Annotated in this window: 14 protein-coding genes; 4 read left to right on the top strand and 10 right to left on the bottom strand. The window is 44.6% G+C overall.

Features of this window, described 5'->3' with window-relative positions:
• Window positions 1-11: 11 nt before the first annotated feature.
• The 4 genes from NIT79A3_RS07320 to NIT79A3_RS07305 are packed head-to-tail and all read right to left on the bottom strand — an operon-like array spanning window position 12 to window position 3,152.
• Window positions 12-653 carry a phage tail protein gene (locus NIT79A3_RS07320; protein WP_013965579.1) on the bottom strand — a complete coding sequence of 214 codons (642 nt, stop codon included), beginning with the start codon at window positions 651-653 and terminating at the stop codon, window positions 12-14.
• Window positions 650-1,360, bottom strand: coding sequence for a hypothetical protein (locus tag NIT79A3_RS07315; protein WP_013965578.1), 711 nt, complete (start codon window positions 1,358-1,360; stop codon window positions 650-652). The genes NIT79A3_RS07320 and NIT79A3_RS07315 overlap by 4 nt, the downstream gene beginning before the upstream one ends.
• Window positions 1,361-2,854 (bottom strand): hypothetical protein, encoded by a 1,494-nt coding sequence (locus NIT79A3_RS07310; protein ID WP_013965577.1) that lies wholly within the window; start codon window positions 2,852-2,854, stop codon window positions 1,361-1,363.
• A gap of 1 nt (window position 2,855) precedes the next feature.
• Window positions 2,856-3,152 (bottom strand): hypothetical protein, encoded by a 297-nt coding sequence (locus NIT79A3_RS07305; RefSeq protein ID WP_013965576.1) that lies wholly within the window; start codon window positions 3,150-3,152, stop codon window positions 2,856-2,858.
• 349 nt (window positions 3,153-3,501) lie between these two features.
• Here NIT79A3_RS07305 and NIT79A3_RS07300 point away from each other — a divergent pair, with 349 nt between their 5' ends.
• Window positions 3,502-3,930, top strand: a complete 429-nt coding sequence (locus tag NIT79A3_RS07300; protein WP_013965575.1) for a hypothetical protein — start codon at window positions 3,502-3,504, stop codon at window positions 3,928-3,930.
• Window positions 3,931-4,091: 161 nt separating this feature from the next.
• Here the strand turns inward: NIT79A3_RS07300 and NIT79A3_RS07295 are convergent, their stop codons facing one another.
• The 3 genes from NIT79A3_RS07295 to NIT79A3_RS07285 all read right to left on the bottom strand — a co-directional run bounded on the left by NIT79A3_RS07295 (window position 4,092) and on the right by NIT79A3_RS07285 (window position 12,313).
• Window positions 4,092-5,102 carry a Swt1 family HEPN domain-containing protein gene (locus NIT79A3_RS07295; protein ID WP_013965574.1) on the bottom strand — a complete coding sequence of 337 codons (1,011 nt, stop codon included), beginning with the start codon at window positions 5,100-5,102 and terminating at the stop codon, window positions 4,092-4,094.
• Window positions 5,103-5,480: 378 nt separating this feature from the next.
• Window positions 5,481-5,897, bottom strand: coding sequence for a hypothetical protein (locus NIT79A3_RS07290; protein ID WP_013965573.1), 417 nt, complete (start codon window positions 5,895-5,897; stop codon window positions 5,481-5,483).
• 14 nt (window positions 5,898-5,911) lie between these two features.
• On the bottom strand, window positions 5,912-12,313 hold the full coding sequence (locus NIT79A3_RS07285; protein WP_013965572.1) for an SNF2-related protein: 6,402 nt from the start codon (window positions 12,311-12,313) through the stop codon (window positions 5,912-5,914).
• 131 nt (window positions 12,314-12,444) lie between these two features.
• Between NIT79A3_RS07285 and NIT79A3_RS07280 the strand changes: the two genes are divergently transcribed.
• The 3 genes from NIT79A3_RS07280 to NIT79A3_RS07270 all read left to right on the top strand — a co-directional run bounded on the left by NIT79A3_RS07280 (window position 12,445) and on the right by NIT79A3_RS07270 (window position 13,831).
• Window positions 12,445-12,627: a type II toxin-antitoxin system HicA family toxin gene (locus NIT79A3_RS07280; protein WP_041360738.1), complete on the top strand. Its 183-nt coding sequence runs from the start codon at window positions 12,445-12,447 to the stop codon at window positions 12,625-12,627.
• 10 nt (window positions 12,628-12,637) lie between these two features.
• Entirely contained in the window at window positions 12,638-13,027 is a 390-nt protein-coding gene (locus NIT79A3_RS07275) for a type II toxin-antitoxin system HicB family antitoxin (RefSeq protein WP_013965570.1), read from the top strand.
• Between the two features lie 93 nt (window positions 13,028-13,120).
• Window positions 13,121-13,831, top strand: coding sequence for an Abi-alpha family protein (locus NIT79A3_RS07270; RefSeq protein WP_013965569.1), 711 nt, complete (start codon window positions 13,121-13,123; stop codon window positions 13,829-13,831).
• A gap of 31 nt (window positions 13,832-13,862) precedes the next feature.
• Here the strand turns inward: NIT79A3_RS07270 and NIT79A3_RS17835 are convergent, their stop codons facing one another.
• From NIT79A3_RS17835 to NIT79A3_RS07255, 3 genes are read right to left on the bottom strand one after another with little or no spacing between them, the layout of a single operon-like run.
• A complete protein-coding gene (locus NIT79A3_RS17835) occupies window positions 13,863-15,320 on the bottom strand; it encodes a hypothetical protein (protein ID WP_013965568.1) in 1,458 nt (485 codons plus the stop codon).
• Entirely contained in the window at window positions 15,317-17,200 is a 1,884-nt protein-coding gene (locus tag NIT79A3_RS07260) for a hypothetical protein (protein WP_013965567.1), read from the bottom strand. The genes NIT79A3_RS17835 and NIT79A3_RS07260 overlap by 4 nt, the downstream gene beginning before the upstream one ends.
• The gene (locus NIT79A3_RS07255) at window positions 17,197-17,568 is read right to left on the bottom strand and encodes a DUF6527 family protein (RefSeq protein WP_013965566.1); all 372 of its coding nucleotides are present in this window, start codon (window positions 17,566-17,568) and stop codon (window positions 17,197-17,199) included. Before NIT79A3_RS07255 ends, NIT79A3_RS07260 begins: the two co-directional genes overlap by 4 nt.
• Window positions 17,569-17,570 lie beyond the last annotated feature (2 nt).

Genomic DNA, 17,570 nt, shown 5'->3' with positions numbered 1-17,570 from the left:
GAATAATCTCCTTAATATAGATTGCCGAAATAAAATCGTCGCGCCATGTTGTTTTGCAGGTAATCTATAACCTCTGCTTCAGTAGCCAAAGCATCCGGCAGTTGCGCCAATGGCACTTTGCCGCCCGAATCCAGTGTAGCTACGCCATTTGCTGCGGCTCTTTGGGTTAGTGGGATGTATGCCGAAACAGCATTCAATACATAGGCGTGCGTAGCCATTACGATGGATGGGTCAACCATCAAGGTGATTGTCGCTGCATTAGCGGTCTCTACAATCAGCCGGTAAATGCTATCCCTAGTCATGCCTGACGCTAGAATAGGTTTGAATTCCGGCGCTGTTACACCGATATAAATCGGGTTTCCATCAGCATCATCAATTCTGAATTCACGCACCCAGAAATCACCCACTTCCGGTGGCACAACCAATTCAACGATGTACCAAGCCGCATTATCAGGATCTTGAGTTATTGAATTTATGTTCGCCCGGTAGACCTCGTTAACCAACGTTGTCGATGAGGGTGTGTGCGTAGGCAAAGACCCGTTGCCATCGCCAAGCGCCACTTCCGCTAGATCGACCGCAGTCGCATGCGCAGCCGCGTAAGCCATGGCTGAAGCACCAGCATTGGTCAGTAATGTGTAATAAATGCTACTCATGACGTTTTAGGGTAAATAGTATTAGTTGATATTCCAATCATTGCAGCACCTATTCGCGTTATGTTTTCCCATTCGGTCGGCTGTGATGCAGCCGGGTAAACAACTGTTGTACTCCCGGATAACATCGTGGCTCCGATGTAATTGGTTTTGCGCCAAGTTGTCAGCATCGCAAAATAAAGAATTAAGCGTGCTGGTATTATAGAACTCAGTATGGGTGCCATTTTGTCGATGTTTTCCCATGTTGTTTTGGAAGAATCGATGGCGATACGGACGCGGCTTGTGGAGAATTTTGTTGAGTCGGCTCTTAATAATGGCGATAGCTGATTAGGGTATGTGCCCGCCTTGGTTTGAGCCATTTGCTCAATGGCGTAGCCGTTGGGAAATAGCAGCTGCAAATACGTGGCTAGAAAATGGAACCCACGCCCATTCTTATTGCGTGATTTCCATGCTTTGTACAGATAGCGGGTGGCAGTTTCTTCCCTTTCGCCATCGATTAATGCCAGCCCGTCAACGTTTACCAGCTTGCGAATCAAATCCATTGATCCCAGGTGCCCAACACCAATAACATTCAGGTCGAAGGCGCTTTGCGCCATTAAAGACTCGAACAGATCGATAAACAGATTGCGCAGATCGTTTTCAACATCATCAACGGCAAAGCTATTCTTGAGCGGTGTCAGTTCAGGTAATTGCGCATTCGGGAAATCCACTTACCCACCCCATGACGGAGGCAAGACATTTTCTGATGTGACGGTTACCGTTAAGCTATCCGCAGAAACATAACGCCACAATTCTGGCCGGTAATCACCAACAGGCGCAGCGATAGTCACTTTGATATCTGCATTTGCATCGGATAGTGCCGCTATTTTCTCTTTAAGTAACGCATAAACCCTTTTGTAGAGCGGTTTATTCGCACTTCGCTTTGAGCCGGGTTGATCTTCACCGTATTCCGACAAGATTGTTTCAATGATTTGCGATTGCACGTCACCGGCAACGTATGCCGTGGAAATGCTGGCCGTAATAGTCATGGCTATTTCTGAGCGCACCGGTGTCATGAATTTAACCCGATAGCTATTGTCAGCTTTCAATATGACGCTGCGGATACCTTTCTGGGTGGCGGTTAAGTCTATTTCTGCAATTAAATTAGGCGTGACCGGCGCTGCTGGATTTGGCTCTGTCAGGATATCTTCGGTGCCATCGGCTGATAGGCAAGCCACGAATAGCGTATTAATGTTGTCTACATTAGATCCGCGCGCCACCTCTTCGATGGCTTCATTCCAGATCGACAGAAATTTAGTGTTGCTGTATGCACGCCTTACAACGAAGTCGAATTCACCCAGAAACACAGCATTATGATTGTATACGGACGGGTATTTCACCAGGTCACGCAAGGTAGCCATGTCAGGCGGGTTTATGCCTTTTTCCAGCAGGGAATTGAGCGATAACTCAACATAGGATTCGGCTGGGGATTGCAGGTACTCAAAGGAAAATGGGGAACCGGCTGCAGCGGAAATTTCACCTGCGGAGCGCGAGATTGTGAGCGTTATAACCTGACCATCGACCGGCTGGACTCCCACAATATCATCCTGACCGAAGCGCACATAAATACGCTGCCTGTCATCAACTTCAACATGAAAAACACGCTCATCAGGCCATGTATTAACATATCTTTCGCGGTATTCATACTCGCCATCCGTGTCGCTTACTGAAATTCCGCTCAAGTAAGTCTCATCGGTTGGTGCCGGTATCTCGATAGGATAAAAAGGCGCGCTTCCAGATACTGTGTGATTGATCAATTCACGCTTCACTTGCACCGCATCGAATGTACCGGTTGAATTTGCATTAATTACAGCCGATGTTTCAATAATGTACGAGAGTCCTGCTGAATCAATGATTGTTCTGCCGGTATCGACCGTGAAAGCGGTGTTATTGCCATTCTTGACTGTTATTCTTACTCTTCCTGGGCTTGCTTTGCGGATAACGCCACGCATAGCAGCATCAGCAAGAACGGTGGCATCGCGCACTTTCTCGAATGGTTCAGCCATTGCCGTCTCAATTTGCGAAGAGAACATCGCCAGCATGGTAGCCATGGCATCCAGACTTTGCAGAATACGCGGGTCACCGGCTTGATATAACGGGGCAACGGCAGGATAGGCCGCGACAGAATCTACAATTGCTTGCTGAAAGTCTTTTTTAGTCAGCATTTCATCGCACCTCTGGAACCGTGATTGCTTGACCGGCCACTTCAATTACCAGGCCGAGTCTATCGGGCGGAGTCTGTACGCTGTAAAGATTTACCGCGCCACTTGGAAGCGCCTGAAGTACAGGAACGTCAGCTCGCAGCTTCTCTAGCAATGCTTCCGGCGCGCCATCGGCTTGCGGTCTATGTAACAATGAATTTATGTCTTGGCCGTACGAAGAACCCAGATAGCCGTTCACTGGCACTTGAAGCCAGTGGGATACCATTTCTTGAATGTCGTTGCCAGTAATTGGATTTGCCATGCGCTTATCGTAATGGCAAAAGCTACAGTGTTATGGTGGGTTTTTCCTGAAACTAGAAAGCGATCTATCAAGTAGTACTCAAACTGAATCAATCATTAAAACCTGAACTCATACAGATATTTTGTATTATGTAAAATAGAACATATTAATAATTATTACAGCAGAAAATTTCATAAGATCTTATACAGAAAAAATTCTCTTCAGCGTTCCTTTCAATCTATTCACATTCTTCCGAATATCCCTAATTCCGTGAAGTGATATAAACCTTTAAAATCAATATAAAAGATATCTTTGTTTAAATAATGAAGCATCAAATAATTTGTAATGATGTGGCTTTTGGGCAGAAAAAATGGAAGACTTAATAAATAGTATAGACTGCCAACAAATCGAAATAATTACTGGAGAAAATCAGAAAACAATTAAGCAATGGAAAAAAGGAACTAAGAAGATACCGGAATCAGCTATCAGGCTTTTGAAGTTCTTCTTTAATGGTGACGCTAGCGCTTTTCTTGGTAAAGATTGGGCTGGTCATTACTTTAGGAATAGCTTGTTATACATACCTGAATGGCGGCGCGGTCTAACTCCTGATGAGATTAGAGCGTTATTTTGGCGAGGCCAGCAAGTATCTAGCTTAGAAAATGAAATCGGGTTACTGAAACGGGAATTAGAAAGACGCAATAAAGAAGTAGATCTACTTGAAATAAAAGCTGATTTTTATAGGCGTCAGCTAGTTCTTGAAAGTCAATTTGGTTGGATTTTGCAGAAAAGTTTTTCTTAGATACAAATTATTTCTGAAAAAGAAAACATTCAACTGATTTGATTTTTAAAGTTTAAAACATCTATCGAATGACAATTTAACCCGCTTCGCCAGTGCTATATCGTACTTGATTCTAATTTATCAATGCCTTATATTAACATTATTTTACGATATGACTTTTTTTAACTACCGTTGGCAACATTAAAAAATGAACATGGCATACCAGGTCCAAGAAAAGTTAACGGATTTTTTGGTCCAAGTATATATTCTGGCCATTTTTCAGACAATCTCTGCACTGACTGATCATCACAATTAATAGAATGCTGAACCGACATCGAATTTTCAGCATATTTAATTAATTCGTCTATTATTTCACAAGCTCTTTTACTACCGATTACTACAGGAATGGTTACACGTATATTGCTAGAAAATGTGTCTAAACAGATGTGTAGTATTTCCCTTTTAAATTTACTAAAAAATTCTAAAAAATCACCATAGTCAAATTGTTGATTATTTCGCAAATAAATTTGAACATCATATATATAGCCAGGAGTCTTTTCTATAACTTCTAATTTATTAGCCCACCACCGCTTAATTAAATTGATCGACAATATGTATCTCAGCCCTTGAGGCGCTGAACCGATTTGTGCCCACTCATTGGGAGCGATTTCTTTAAATGAAAATGGATTAAGATCGACATATTTCATAGCAACAATATCTTTATCAGGCGGTAGTATTGGATGCAAGTCATTATAGTCGGTACAAAATTGCCAAAAACCTTTATCAATGTCTCTCATCAATTGTAACAATCGTTCAATATCATCCAAATGACCTTTTCTAAAATGAGCAGCTCTGTTTCTTATGTGTACAATCTCATCCATTTTCACTTCCCAATTATCTTGGGGTGGAAGATAGCCTAAAAATAGATCCCAATTATTTTTTATTAACTTCAATAAGTCAGAAAAATTAATATAACTTAGCGGATTTTCATCGGGCGTTGGTATGTGTTTAAATGCTTTATCTGCTTCATAAGTTTTTTTTGTGTCATCGAATTTAAACCAATTAATTCCTTTCTTAGTCTTTAATTCAACATATACCATTTCCCGCAGCCATTTTTCAAGCTGCCAAAGACGAGCGTATAAAATGATTGAACTTTCATTAATCTCTGATATTTTATCCAGTTCAGATAACATATAATTTTCAACTTCATATATGGTTTAGAGCAAATTAACGTTTCCCATAATCGGGGCGTTATCTCACATACTACAATTATAACTAAGTAACAATAATAAAAATATTAGTTAAATTCAAGCAAACTGATTTATCAGCGATGGCGTATTAAAAATATAAAAACTATCAAAAGGCGTTCAGCAATAATAGGAAGGCTGGATAAACTATTATACTACTAGGGTTCGGGCAGCATGCCCCCAGTCGGGGTCATGCCCTTCGCGCCGGACGACGGCGCGACCCCTCATTATCAGGAGTGGAAGCTATCAACCCAGAAATTCATGCTATAAAATAGATGTACTCACCCCAACTGACAAGCTGATGTTAGGAATGAAGAGAAAAAGCTATTTTGCTGCGGGATCTTCCATATCAGAATCAAACAACACCCAGAATTCACCTGTCGTGCCATCAAGCATGAATCGGTTTGTATACACAATAGTGGTTGCTAAGTATTCAGTTCTGAATTCATCGGCCATCACAAGCGTTTCTACATCTGAATCGCCGTGATATGTGGCTTTAACTATCGGATCTGATTGATCGCCAAAATTGTAGCCGTTCGCATTCAGGATGTCCTTTAATGCAGGCCAATAGGGTCCGTAGTCAATATACCTTCTACGGTCTTTAGCCAGGCGATCACTGACAACCTTGAGTCCGAATCCAAGTAAGTCTGAGAATCCCTTATTCTCGCGCAGGCTTTGCGTTCGGCTATTAACCTGTGCCTTGATCTTCTCAGGATCAAATAAATATTCTGTAAATGCCATAATTCAATTCCTTTTTATAGATAAGACAAGGTGCCGCTTACAAGCTCAACTTTATCCGCTGCGCCCGGATAGTTTGCAATAAGATGATCCCACGTTGGCTGTAAAACATTCCATACCTTAGTCTTGCCATCAAACTTGTATTTGCCATCACCCGCCGCCACCGCCGCAGATTTTATGTTCTCTTTCCAGACATTAATATCAGCCCATGAGGATGAGGATACTTTGATGCCCACAATGCTCGCGGGTGCCGCTGTATTATTGGTTGCAATCGCTACCGGTACCGGTGTCACCGTTTTGATAGCTTCCTTCAGCACTCTTTGCAGATCATACGGAAGCATCCGATTTTCAATCGGTGATATGCTTTCAAAATCGAACCACGTCAATGAATTTAACATAAAGTTTGTGGCCTGGTTGCGGATTTCCTCTTCAGTAGAGCCGGTAAGGGCAGACCTAAACATATCGACTGTGATAGTTTTCATTATCTGCAGACCTAGCCAGTATTCCGATTCACTAAAATCAGCAATTACCAACTTCAGATGATGAGCGATTGCGTATTCACGCAGTGCATCATAGTTATTTAATCCATCAGGCTTTTTTGTGACCGCAACGTTACTCGGCACAGTAAAGTAGCTGCCGCGAATGGATTTGATGATTCCTCTTTGCGAGGCCACAATATGCTTTTCAACTTCAGTATTTTCCTTCGTTATCACGAATGGAAAATAGGGCTGCGGAAGAACGTAGTTATAGTGACTGTATTCTGCCAATACATCAGTCTTGCGTCGCTGTGCGATTTCTGGAACGAGATTATTGAACGCATTTTGAATACTTCCATTGCTGTTTACCATGTCCTCAATTTTAGCCGCCTCATCCAAGCATGCATCGTAACCGGAAGATCCTGGGTAGATCACTTCATCAGCATCCTTGATATAGATATCCAATTTGTAGTTCAGGAAATCGCCGGATTTGGTGGCTGTCACAACTTTATTACCAGCGACATCCGCTATACCCAGCGCGCCATCCTTGAATCGAACAAACATGCCGGTAACAACAGGCTTGCCTTCATGCACATCTCCGCCACCTTCGGCCACAATCTTGGCAACTTCAGCCGGATAACTGCCATGCTCAGATGCCTGGCGGATAAAGTTGTTTTTGGATTCTTCAATCATTGATTTGGCCATATCCACTTCGGATTGCCAATCGTTTACTATTGGACCGCCTTCTATGGCAGAGACTTTAAATGAAGGCCACACTTTGCCGCGTAGCATCTCAATAACATCATCGTCTTTTTGTTTTCTGTTTCCTCTAATTACCTTAAACACGTCATCCAGGTTTACAGTCTCTGTTTCGTTCTGTTTTGTGGTGTAGTTATAACCGGTAGTTTTTGAAATGGTTGCGGATTTCTCAAGACTGTTACGCAGACTAGATATGCGGGAATTAACATCGGAAAGCAGACCTTTGTTTCGTGCCAACGCAGACTCTGTCGCCCTGGGGTTGTTTATTCTGTCGCTTAGCATAAACATCTGCTTCTCAAGATTCCACAAGCCAAGAATCTTGTCGATTATGAAATTAACTGGGCTTGGATTGGAGCGTAGGAAAGCATTTTGCTTGCGGATGGTGTCAATATTGATCATCTGCTTATCGCGGTTTGTCGCCGCCCTGGTTTCCGCTTCCTTGGCAGAGATTGTTTCCTGCATGCGCTTCATTGCATCGGCATCGCCCACAACTTCAATGAGCGCTTCCATTTGTTCTTTGGATAATCCTCCGCTAACCGCAACGTTGTCGCTACCGCCAACATCCATTACCTGGCCTATCCAATCAGCCTTTTTATTAACCATGGAGCGCTTGCTGGTGTCGAAAGTCCCATCTGCATCGTAATAATACGAGTTTACGCGCTCAGTTTTATTGCCTTGACGAACGCCACGGCCATTGCGTTGTTCCAAGCTATCGGGTGTCCATCCAATGGTTAAATGGTGTATTGCCTGGGTTCCCCTTTGCAGATTGATACCAACCTCCGCTTTTTCATTGGCGATCACAACGCGGTATTTATTATCTTCACCAAACGCATTAAAACCATCTTGAACGGCCAATATTTCATCTGGCTTATTGTTGATCTTGCCGGTTATTATCGCAATTGCACCCGATGGTATCCCGGCGCGTTTATTTAATAAGCGCTTGATCTTGTTATGCAGTGGCAGAATGTCACAGAAAATAATCTGCTTAACGACCGGCGACTTGCTGCCATCATCCATAATGCCGCGCGGCGTAGCTTGTTCATGCTGGAAGTTTTCAAGCATTGCGGCAAGTTTTGGCGGTACCGACACATCCAGATCCAAGCCAATTTTTTCCGCAATATCCTCAAATGCGCTTTGGGTTTCCGGGGTCATGGTGTCAATGGCGATCCGATTGCCGTCAATAATGCTGGCCACCACCTTAATTTTCATTATCGTGACTTCAGTACCTGACTCGTCTTTGGTTGTTTTGCGGCTAACAACAGAAGATTCCGATGACATTGGGGTGAATCTTGGCCGCTCTTCCGTGAAATTTTTGGCGTTGAACTGACTTACCGCATCCTGCGCTTTGTCTTTCTGCGCACCAATGAAGTTGTAGAATGTCGCTCTTTGATCAAGTTCTGGATCTGCGATCAGTAGCGTCATTTTATTGATCAGGTTAAAGGGATGGCCAATCAGATCCAATTCCTCACCGAAATGTGCGGATACCGCTTCAAATGCCTCTTTTCCGCCGCGATTTGGTTCTTTTCCCGCCAGAGTGTCGATTGCAAATCTGAATGCTCTTTTGTATACGCCCAGCCTATCAACAATATCTCTGGTCAATGTAACGGAGGATGCTTTCTCTTCGCGGTCCGGAACAATGATTTGCTCGCCGACATCTTCAGCCGATTTGATGGTGGCTACTTCACCAATGGATTTTCTGAGTATGCTTACGTTATTCAGTCCAACGAACACATCGGTTGTACGCGCAACACCATCAATCGTTACATCATCCTGATTCTCTTTCTGAACAAAAACTTCCATGAAGTTGTCAGCACCCTTGATGCCAAGGCACATATCATTCACACGCTCATGACCTACCGACAATGACAACATTGAGTAGATTTCCAATGGGCTATTGGTTATAGCGGTTGCCGTCAACAATAGAACGCCGTCACCAAGCTGTGATCTGCCGCGTATAAACCAAGCTTTTGCTTGCGCATCCAAGCCACGTTGTGAAGCGGGTGATAAAGACAGGAATTTCGCGCTTTTGAAATCTATTGTTTGCGCTGAATTCTTGAAAATGTGCGCTTCATCGATCACAATACTATCAACGCCCAAATCCTCAAGATACGGCGCGCTACCGGTTTTTTTAGACAAAATAGAAACCAACCCGGCTTGCTTACTCTTCGCCCGCTCATCTTCTTTTTTATCCTCGCTCTCAGCGAAACTGGCATCAACTCTACGCAAGAATTGTTCATACTGAGCAATGGTTTCATCGCGCAGGCGGATGCGCTCGAATGCTTCCATTGTCATAAAAATCTTACTGTGGCGATTCTCCATGACTGCGGTCAAATCAGCGTCAAAGTTGGTCGAATTAACCAATGCTTTACCGGCTTTGTTAACCCGCAGTCCAACAAACAGCAAATCATCTTGATTCGTGTATGCGCGCTCAGTCTCTTTGCGCCAATTCGATAGCACTGAATTGGGTACGACAAAGAATGTTTTCTTCTTAACACCGATGCTTTGAGCGTATTGGACGGCGGCCAAGGCGGTAAGCGTCTTGCCCAAGCCGACCCCAAACCCATTAATGCCGCCAAATTCCCGGCTTTGCCTGCGGATCTCAGCAAATTGGTACCCGTGCGGAGTTATCAAATCACTCATTCCCTGTATTTTCATGGGAGAGCTATCTTCAACTTGCCGGAAGCGCAATTTTGTTGGATCTGAGGATATTCCTTCAAGTCTCTTCATAATCACGCTATTGCCGCGCACCCAGCCGTTGAATTGCTCATTGGCAGTGTTGACCATTCTGCGCAGCTCTTGCAGGGCTTTAGCCTTTTCCATGTCGAGTTTTGCGCCACCAAGCGTAATAGTGCCGTTCTTCAGGTAATCGCCAATCCGGTTAATCAGTTTTTCACGGTCAGTTAATTTGCTTCCAGGGATATCAATATCGACACGCTTTTCACCGGTTTTTTCATCAAAGACAACCACCGCTGCAGGATGAACAAATCGCCGCAGGAATTCGGCCTTTTCTTCATTCGTCACATAAGGCGTGAATAGATTAAACGTGAGTTTTGATACATCAACCCGGTCCACCCGGCTATCAGCATCCAATTTTTGCCGCAGCAGCTTATCGCGTATTTTGTCATCGGTAGCTGCCGCAATCTCAGCATCAACACGTTTTAATAATTCAGCATAATTGCCCACATAGTAATCATCCGCGCGCGTGACTGATTTGCCATCAGGCGAAACGCACCAGGCTTGGTCTCCAATCGGGTCAAAGTCATCGCCATAAATGCCCTTGGCATCATCAAGCGTTACCCATGCCGATCTGGTTTTATAGCGTAACCCTTCAAAACTGGAATCAGCCGTAATTTCCATTGTGGCAACTTCTTGCTGTACGTCTCCACGCCATACCGCTGAGAATCCGGTTTTCTTCTGGTAATGATTGCCAATAGCGAGCAAGCCATCTTTGATTTTTCCGCCAATGGATGATGGGCGGCCTTTGGCTATCGTTGATGCGCGCTGCATTGCGTCCGACAACGCGGGATACTCGTCAACATACTTGACCCCCACCTCTTCACTAAGCCGCTCTTCCAATACTTGCGCAACCGACATGCCCACCACACCAGCATTCCAGTGTTTGCCACGCTCACCATCATCAGATAACCGCTTGATCTCATTAATTGCGCCGCGCGCCCAAGCAGGAATATCAAGCGCCTGAGAGGTCTCAGTCATGTAGTCAAAATACTTGATCGCATCAGCCCAGGTTACTTTGTTCTCGAAGGCGTTGTACGGCGTTGCCATATTCCCGGCCAGCTTTGCCATATCGACACTTTCTTCGCCTCGCGCCATGGCTACCCATCGGCCATCCTGCATTTGCAGGGTTTGCCCGGATTGGGTAATGGTGTCGTCGTCACGGTAGATAATTGGCGATGTTTCGACGGCTCCCAGCAGATCCCAGTTAATTCTTGAATCCGGGAATCGTTTAAGCATTCGGCCTATTTCCGCAACATTGGCCGGATTGATTACGCGGTCAACGTCCCGGAATTTATTGGGATCTTTGGGTACAAATTCACCCAGGATAAAGCGCTTCCCTTCCCTGTCGAAGTAATGGCCATCAATGAATTCCTGCCATTGAACATTGGCTTCAATCAGGCTTTGCGGTGACTGTTCGCGCAATTCCGCTATCTTATCCAGTGTTTCCCGGCTGTATTTGCGAAAGGCTATAACGTCCGTCATCGTGTCAGCACTTGCGGTACCGAATACCGAATTGGGCAGGCGATACGCGCCCAGGAACTCAGCCATAAAACTGGCTTTTACGCGCAAATCCTCCTCCTTGCCGCCTTTGCCTGATACGCAGCGCGGTGGAGTAATGAAAACAGCCAGACCGCCCGGCTTTAGCTTTTCCAGCGAACGCAGTATAAAATAATTCTGCAGCGGCTCTTTCTGGTACCGGTTATCTAATAACTGATTGCCGCCGCGATCAGCAACACCGCCAAAAGGCACATTAGTGACAATCGCATCGTATGATTCATCTGGGGTATTGGCCGCCACCTTCTCGAACGCTGAAACAGTGGTTGAATAGCCCGGACCATCATTTACCAATCCATTGATACGCCCGGAAGTCTCATTCAATTCGATAGCATCAACAGCCGCATTAATCGGCGCAACAGCACCAAAAACACCCACGCCAGCGGATGGGTCTAACACTTTACCGCCGCTAAAGCCTAATTCACTCATCAGATCCCACACCCCTTGAGCTATCGGTTTGGGTGTGTAATATTCATAGGCACTGCCCTTTTTGCCATCAGCTCCGATCAATGCGCCACCGGTACCGGAATATTTGGCTAAAGTGGCTTTTTGTTCATCAGTCAGGCTATTTGCATCAATTTCACCGGAATCAATGCGGTCAAGCAATGCCATCGCTGCGGTATTGTCTTTCTTGCGTTGTGCTGGCTTGCGGTTCGGGTCGAATTCGTACAGGTGCGCAGTGGATTTGCGCTCAACTGGTTTATCTTCGTCTGGTTGATCTGTTTCGACAATGGGTGCCTGCTGCCCGGCACCAACCAAGCCAAGTCTGATCATCGCCTCTGATTTGATCTTTTGCGCCTGCCGTTTATCGGCAAACGATGGATTGCTGGAAAGAATCTTGTTTTGTTCTAATATTGTGCTTTGTATTTTTCTTTTTTCTGCGAAAGAAATCATTGTTAACGTCCTGATGATGGCAATTTATGACCATCATCATAGAGACGCTACAGCCCTCAATTTGCTTGGTTTTCCGGTGGATAACTGAACACACTATTGATCTTTTTAAAATGGTGTGTACAATACACAACATGAACAGCAAAGAAATTATCAAACAACTTGAAAAGGATGGATGGTCACTACGGGGAACCAAGGGATCGCACCACGTTTATACTCATCCTGAGAAAAGCGGTCATATCAGCGTTCCGCATCCTAAAAAAGACCTTGGCATTGGTCTCTCAAACAAGTTGTTAAAACAAGCGGGGCTTAAATAAGAGGAATTACATGAGATATCCAATAGCAATTGAACCTGGTGATGACAAGCACGCTTTCGGCGTGGTCGTTCCTGATCTTCCAGGCTGTTTTTCTGCGGGCGATACGATTGATGAAGCAATCGATAAAGCAAAAGAAGCAATTGAATTGTGGTTAGAAACCGTAATTGATGATGGCGGCTCTGTGCCTCACCCTAAAAGCATCAGTGAGCATCAAGCCAATCCTGAATACAAAGGCTGGGTCTGGGCAGTCGTCACAATTGATCTGGCCGAATTATCGGATAAGGTTGAGCGCATAAATATCACGCTTCCATCGCGCGTACTTCGTCGTATCGATGCGGCGGCGAAAGAGGCTGGGGAATCTCGCTCAGGATTTATTGCTAAATTGGCGTTACATGGTTAGAAAATTGCAACATCAGCAATCTATTACATATCGCTAAGCATGCACCTTCGCTGAATATGGTAAGGATTACTTATTGGATCTCAGGATATAAATATGACAGAAGAAATTGAAGCTGTGAAAGAAACTGCTAAAGCAGTTCAAGAAGTAGCAAAAACAACCGGGCAAGCTATCGAAGCAAGTAAGGAAGTGGGTGGCTTCATTTCGCGTTTCATATCTGGTCCATTAGAACAAGCCATTGGAATATATGAGGACAAATTAAAATATATGCGTTTGGAAAGGCAGGTGAGTTTTATACAGAAAACAAGAACCCTTATGAATAGTATCGGCATTGATACTCCAATTAAACCAATACCTTTAAAACTTGCCATTCCTTTATTTGAGGCTGCTTCGCTTGAAGATGACGATTATTTGCAGGATTTATGGGCAAAATTGCTTGTTAATTCCACTATTGAGAACGGTCCTATTGATCTTAATCGCACACACATTGACATCTTGGAGAGGCTCTCCAATTTAGAAGCAAAGATATTATCGGTTATCTATGCACTACCAGAGGGCGACATTAGTAATAAGTTACTTATAACAACAAATTTACCATCTGAAATAGTAATCCATGATGAAGATAATAGAGCGCAACCTATACCACCAAATGCAGAAGTTATACTTGCCTTAGCAAACCTCGCACGCTTAGGTTGCATCTCACTACCAACCACATGGGGAGGAGGCCAATTATTTGGCCACATTTATCCAGCTGTCTTGGGGAGAAGCTTAGTAGAAGCATGTACGCTAAAGCCAAGCCCCGCTTAAGATTTTGTGTGATGTCTATGCCAGTCACAATTTAAACGCCTTTCTCAGCCTCGTATAGCAGGCGCGTTAGCACATCCGCCGCATCATTCAATTCTTTATCAAGCGATTCCATCAAACCGGCTTGCTCGATCCTCGCCGCAATTTCATCAAGTCGTTCGTTGAATCGGTTGATATCGGTTTCGGATTTTAGGGCTTCAAGTTCGGCCACGAATCCGGCTTTTATGGTATCAGCTGGCGTTATAGTCTGAGGCTCTTCGGTGGATTGCGGGATTTCTGTTGATTCACCACCGGTTTCATCACCACCAGTTTCAGTGCCCTGGTTTTCATCCTCACTACTTCCACCCTTAATCTCCCCAATAGTTTTGGGAGTCCAATACAAATCAAGCTCAACACCGGCATCAATCAATTCCTGAATGCTGATATAACCAAGTTCGCCGCCGTAACCAATATTTGCAAGCCCGAACGCCTGCAATTGCTCATCTTCCATATCCTTTTCGGTAATATGCCAGTCGCCTGCGCCTTTGAAATAGTGCAGATAGGCAATCGCCTTATCGCCCATACCATCCTGACCGTATGTTTTTGGCATGGTTTGGATTACGTTGGCAATCTCGATCAACTTATCCTTGAAAAATTGACCTTCCTCGCCACGAATACCCATTCCGATTGCAGATAACTGAGCCTTGCCGATGAACTGTTTTAACAGCGGCATGACTTTGTTAACATCTTCTATGGTGACTTGCGGCTTTACCTCTGGCTCTTGAGCTTTCGGCTGCTCATCAGTGATTCGCACGGGCACAATAGAAGTTCCGCCGTTAATCAGTTTGAGCGCTGTAGGCGTGCCATCCGGGAAGGCTCCCTTGTAGTCGCTGTGAATCTTGTCATACTCCGCTCTGGTCATTGGCCACATTCCATCAGCGTCAAGTCCGTCTTTGCCTAATCCATCACCAACACCCAAAGCATCACGAATTTCCTTGATACGTTTAACCATCTTATGCTTCTCGATTCCGGATTGAACGGTTTGCAGATTTGCGCGGATGCTTCCGGCCTCCTTAATCAGCTTTATTTTTTCAATACCGGATATGCCATCTAGTGTTGCATCACCAATAATTTTCACCACATCGTCAAGGATTGCAGAATCATTGGTAATGAGGGTATGCATAGTATTTTCTTCCTGTAGTTGTTCAAAGTTATCTTCAGCTTGGTTCGCGGCATCTTCCTGGATGTATGCCAGTAGATCCTCGAATGGCGGCATCACTTCAATTACGCCACCGCGTGGCTGGCAGAATCCGTATAGATCTCTGGGTGTAAGGTTTTCGCTATCCAGCAAGTGGCCGTGTTCGCCGCTTACCTGATTGATGAATAACCAGTCTTTAAAAAAACTAATAGCCGGTTCATCACCACTGTATTCGAGTGGAATATCCTCATCTTCAGCGAAGATCGCATCGAATTGACCGGCAGGCGTAAAAACTTTATAAACGCTATTCATCATGATTGTTCACCCGATAATTTATTTGCTTCCCGAATTATCCTGCCTTCATCACCATAGACATTCCAGCGAACGAAGCGAGGATCATCACCGAACATTTGTGCTAGCTTGATAAAAGCTCTCACTTCCCGCATATCACCATGCACAGAAAAAGCGGAAGGAATTTCTCTTGATGTACTGCCAGGAATTAGGAATGTGCCGGACTGTCTGGTATAAACAACCGCATATCCCTTACTAACCCGCTTTGTTTTGCCTCGAAACTTCCCGGCGAACACTCGATAATTTTCCCAAGATCCAATGAATTTTGCATTTGGGTCTCTCATCCCCCAGCTGCTAAGTAAATTTCCTTGGTCAACAGGATCTAGCGCATCAAACCAGCCGTCATCAACAATCTCAATACCTGCTGACAACTTATCCAATGCCTGCTCATATTCGCTTTTGAATTGATCACGTTTTTCTTGGGCTTTATCCTTAGCGCTATCCTGAATAGTTTGAAGCGCTTTCATGGCAGGGGTTAGATCGGCCTGAAGATATCCAGCCATCAATGCCGCCATTTCCGGATCTTTGGCAGCCATCATCGCGGCATCCTGTGGGGTTGCAAGATATTGGATTCCCATAGACCATACTTCAGTAGTTTTATCTGGATACACCTTGCCGATGTAATGATCGATAAAATTATCATCATATGCGCCCTCGTTGCTTTTATAGCCTGGGTTGCGAGTCAACGATTTAAGGGAATACACTTTCTCGCTCTTTCTTCTTTTCAGCAGATATCCATTGGATGCCGCTTTAGCCGCTGAATCAGCCTCAAGATGATGAGCCATTTCATGCCACAATATTTTTTTATTGAATTCGCTTCCTGGACGGATAACGCTATCCTCGAAATGACCTATGCCGCTCGCATTGGCGCGCTTGCTTCCATTGGTCTCTAATCTAACTTGCCTGAGTTTGCCCCCAGTGATGCGGTAGAATTCAGACATATCGCGGCGTATATCAGCTTCTGGATATCCCATTTTCTTTAGCCGGGTAATAGCCGATTTTTCGATTATTTGACTACTCGCCCATGAATCCGCCTGCTCCTGAGTCACTTTTGAGCTATTCAGCAGGGTATCTATGATCTTTTGACCGACAGGGGCAATACTGTCCTTTAATTCGGCAATGCGCTTTTTATGATCATCGTATTTCTTTTCACTTAAACCTCTAATCTGCCCCCACACTTCGTTTTTCTTTGCCCTGGTTGCTTCATACTCGTCAGCAGCCTTGTCTATCTCTTCCTTGCTGTATCCATTGGCTGCATTTATTCCTAGCAACTTTGCTAAAGCATCTTGCAGTCTGTCGTATTCCTCATCAGCCGCTTTTCTTTGCGCAGCAATTTCCGGCGTATCTTCTGGCGCGGTTTTGGTGAGCGCATCCACTGACTCTAAAACCGAAATAATCGCCTGAGAATCAACATCAAACACATTACCAGATGATTTGAAGTGATCGAATGATGCAAACGCCCATTTATCTTTATCGCTACCTACAACTTCTGTAACAGCCGCCAAAAGATCATTTCTGACATCTGCATGTTCGTCACTTCGATCTTTTGGCAGTAAGTTGTATATTTTTATCAAGGTATCGGCTTCAGCGCCACGCAATGCTTCATGAATCGCAGAAAGGCCATTACGCAGGTAATTGGTCAGCGAATCGATTGATTCAATAGGTTTAGATGGATCTATTAGCAGGCTAACAGCAGGCTCAATGTTTGATACTGACAGCAATTTCCGTATCTCGCGCACGCGCTTGACCAGAGTAAGTTTATTTACCCCGGCAACATCTGGCAGGTTTTTGCGGATAACCCCAAGCTCGCGTATCAGTTTGAGTTTTTCTGCACCGGCAATCATTCTGTGAACTCCGGTAAATCGACAGTTTGACCGGCCAACTCATGGGTTGAATCAGCCAGGAATTGAATCTGTCCGTGGGTAACGAATGAATGGCAGACTCTTGCTACCGACTCGAACGGTTGATCTCCCTTTGGGCAACCAGCTTCGCGCCAATCTTCAATATCACGATTACCCTTATCTGTAAGTGTTTTGCCCCGTACTAGAATTGACGGCGCGAATGTTGGCTTTTCAACATCACCGTTCCATGCCCATCTTGGACCGGAACCATCACCATGCTTAATGATATGAACTTGTTTGCACCCAGGGCACATAAAAGAAAGCTGGCTATTTTGATCATCAGCCCGCAGAATCTTGGATAAGGTACGCATGG

The organism is Nitrosomonas sp. Is79A3 (assembly GCF_000219585.1).
Lineage (GTDB): Bacteria > Pseudomonadota > Gammaproteobacteria > Burkholderiales > Nitrosomonadaceae > Nitrosomonas.
This window is presented reverse-complemented; position numbering and strand designations above follow the sequence as displayed.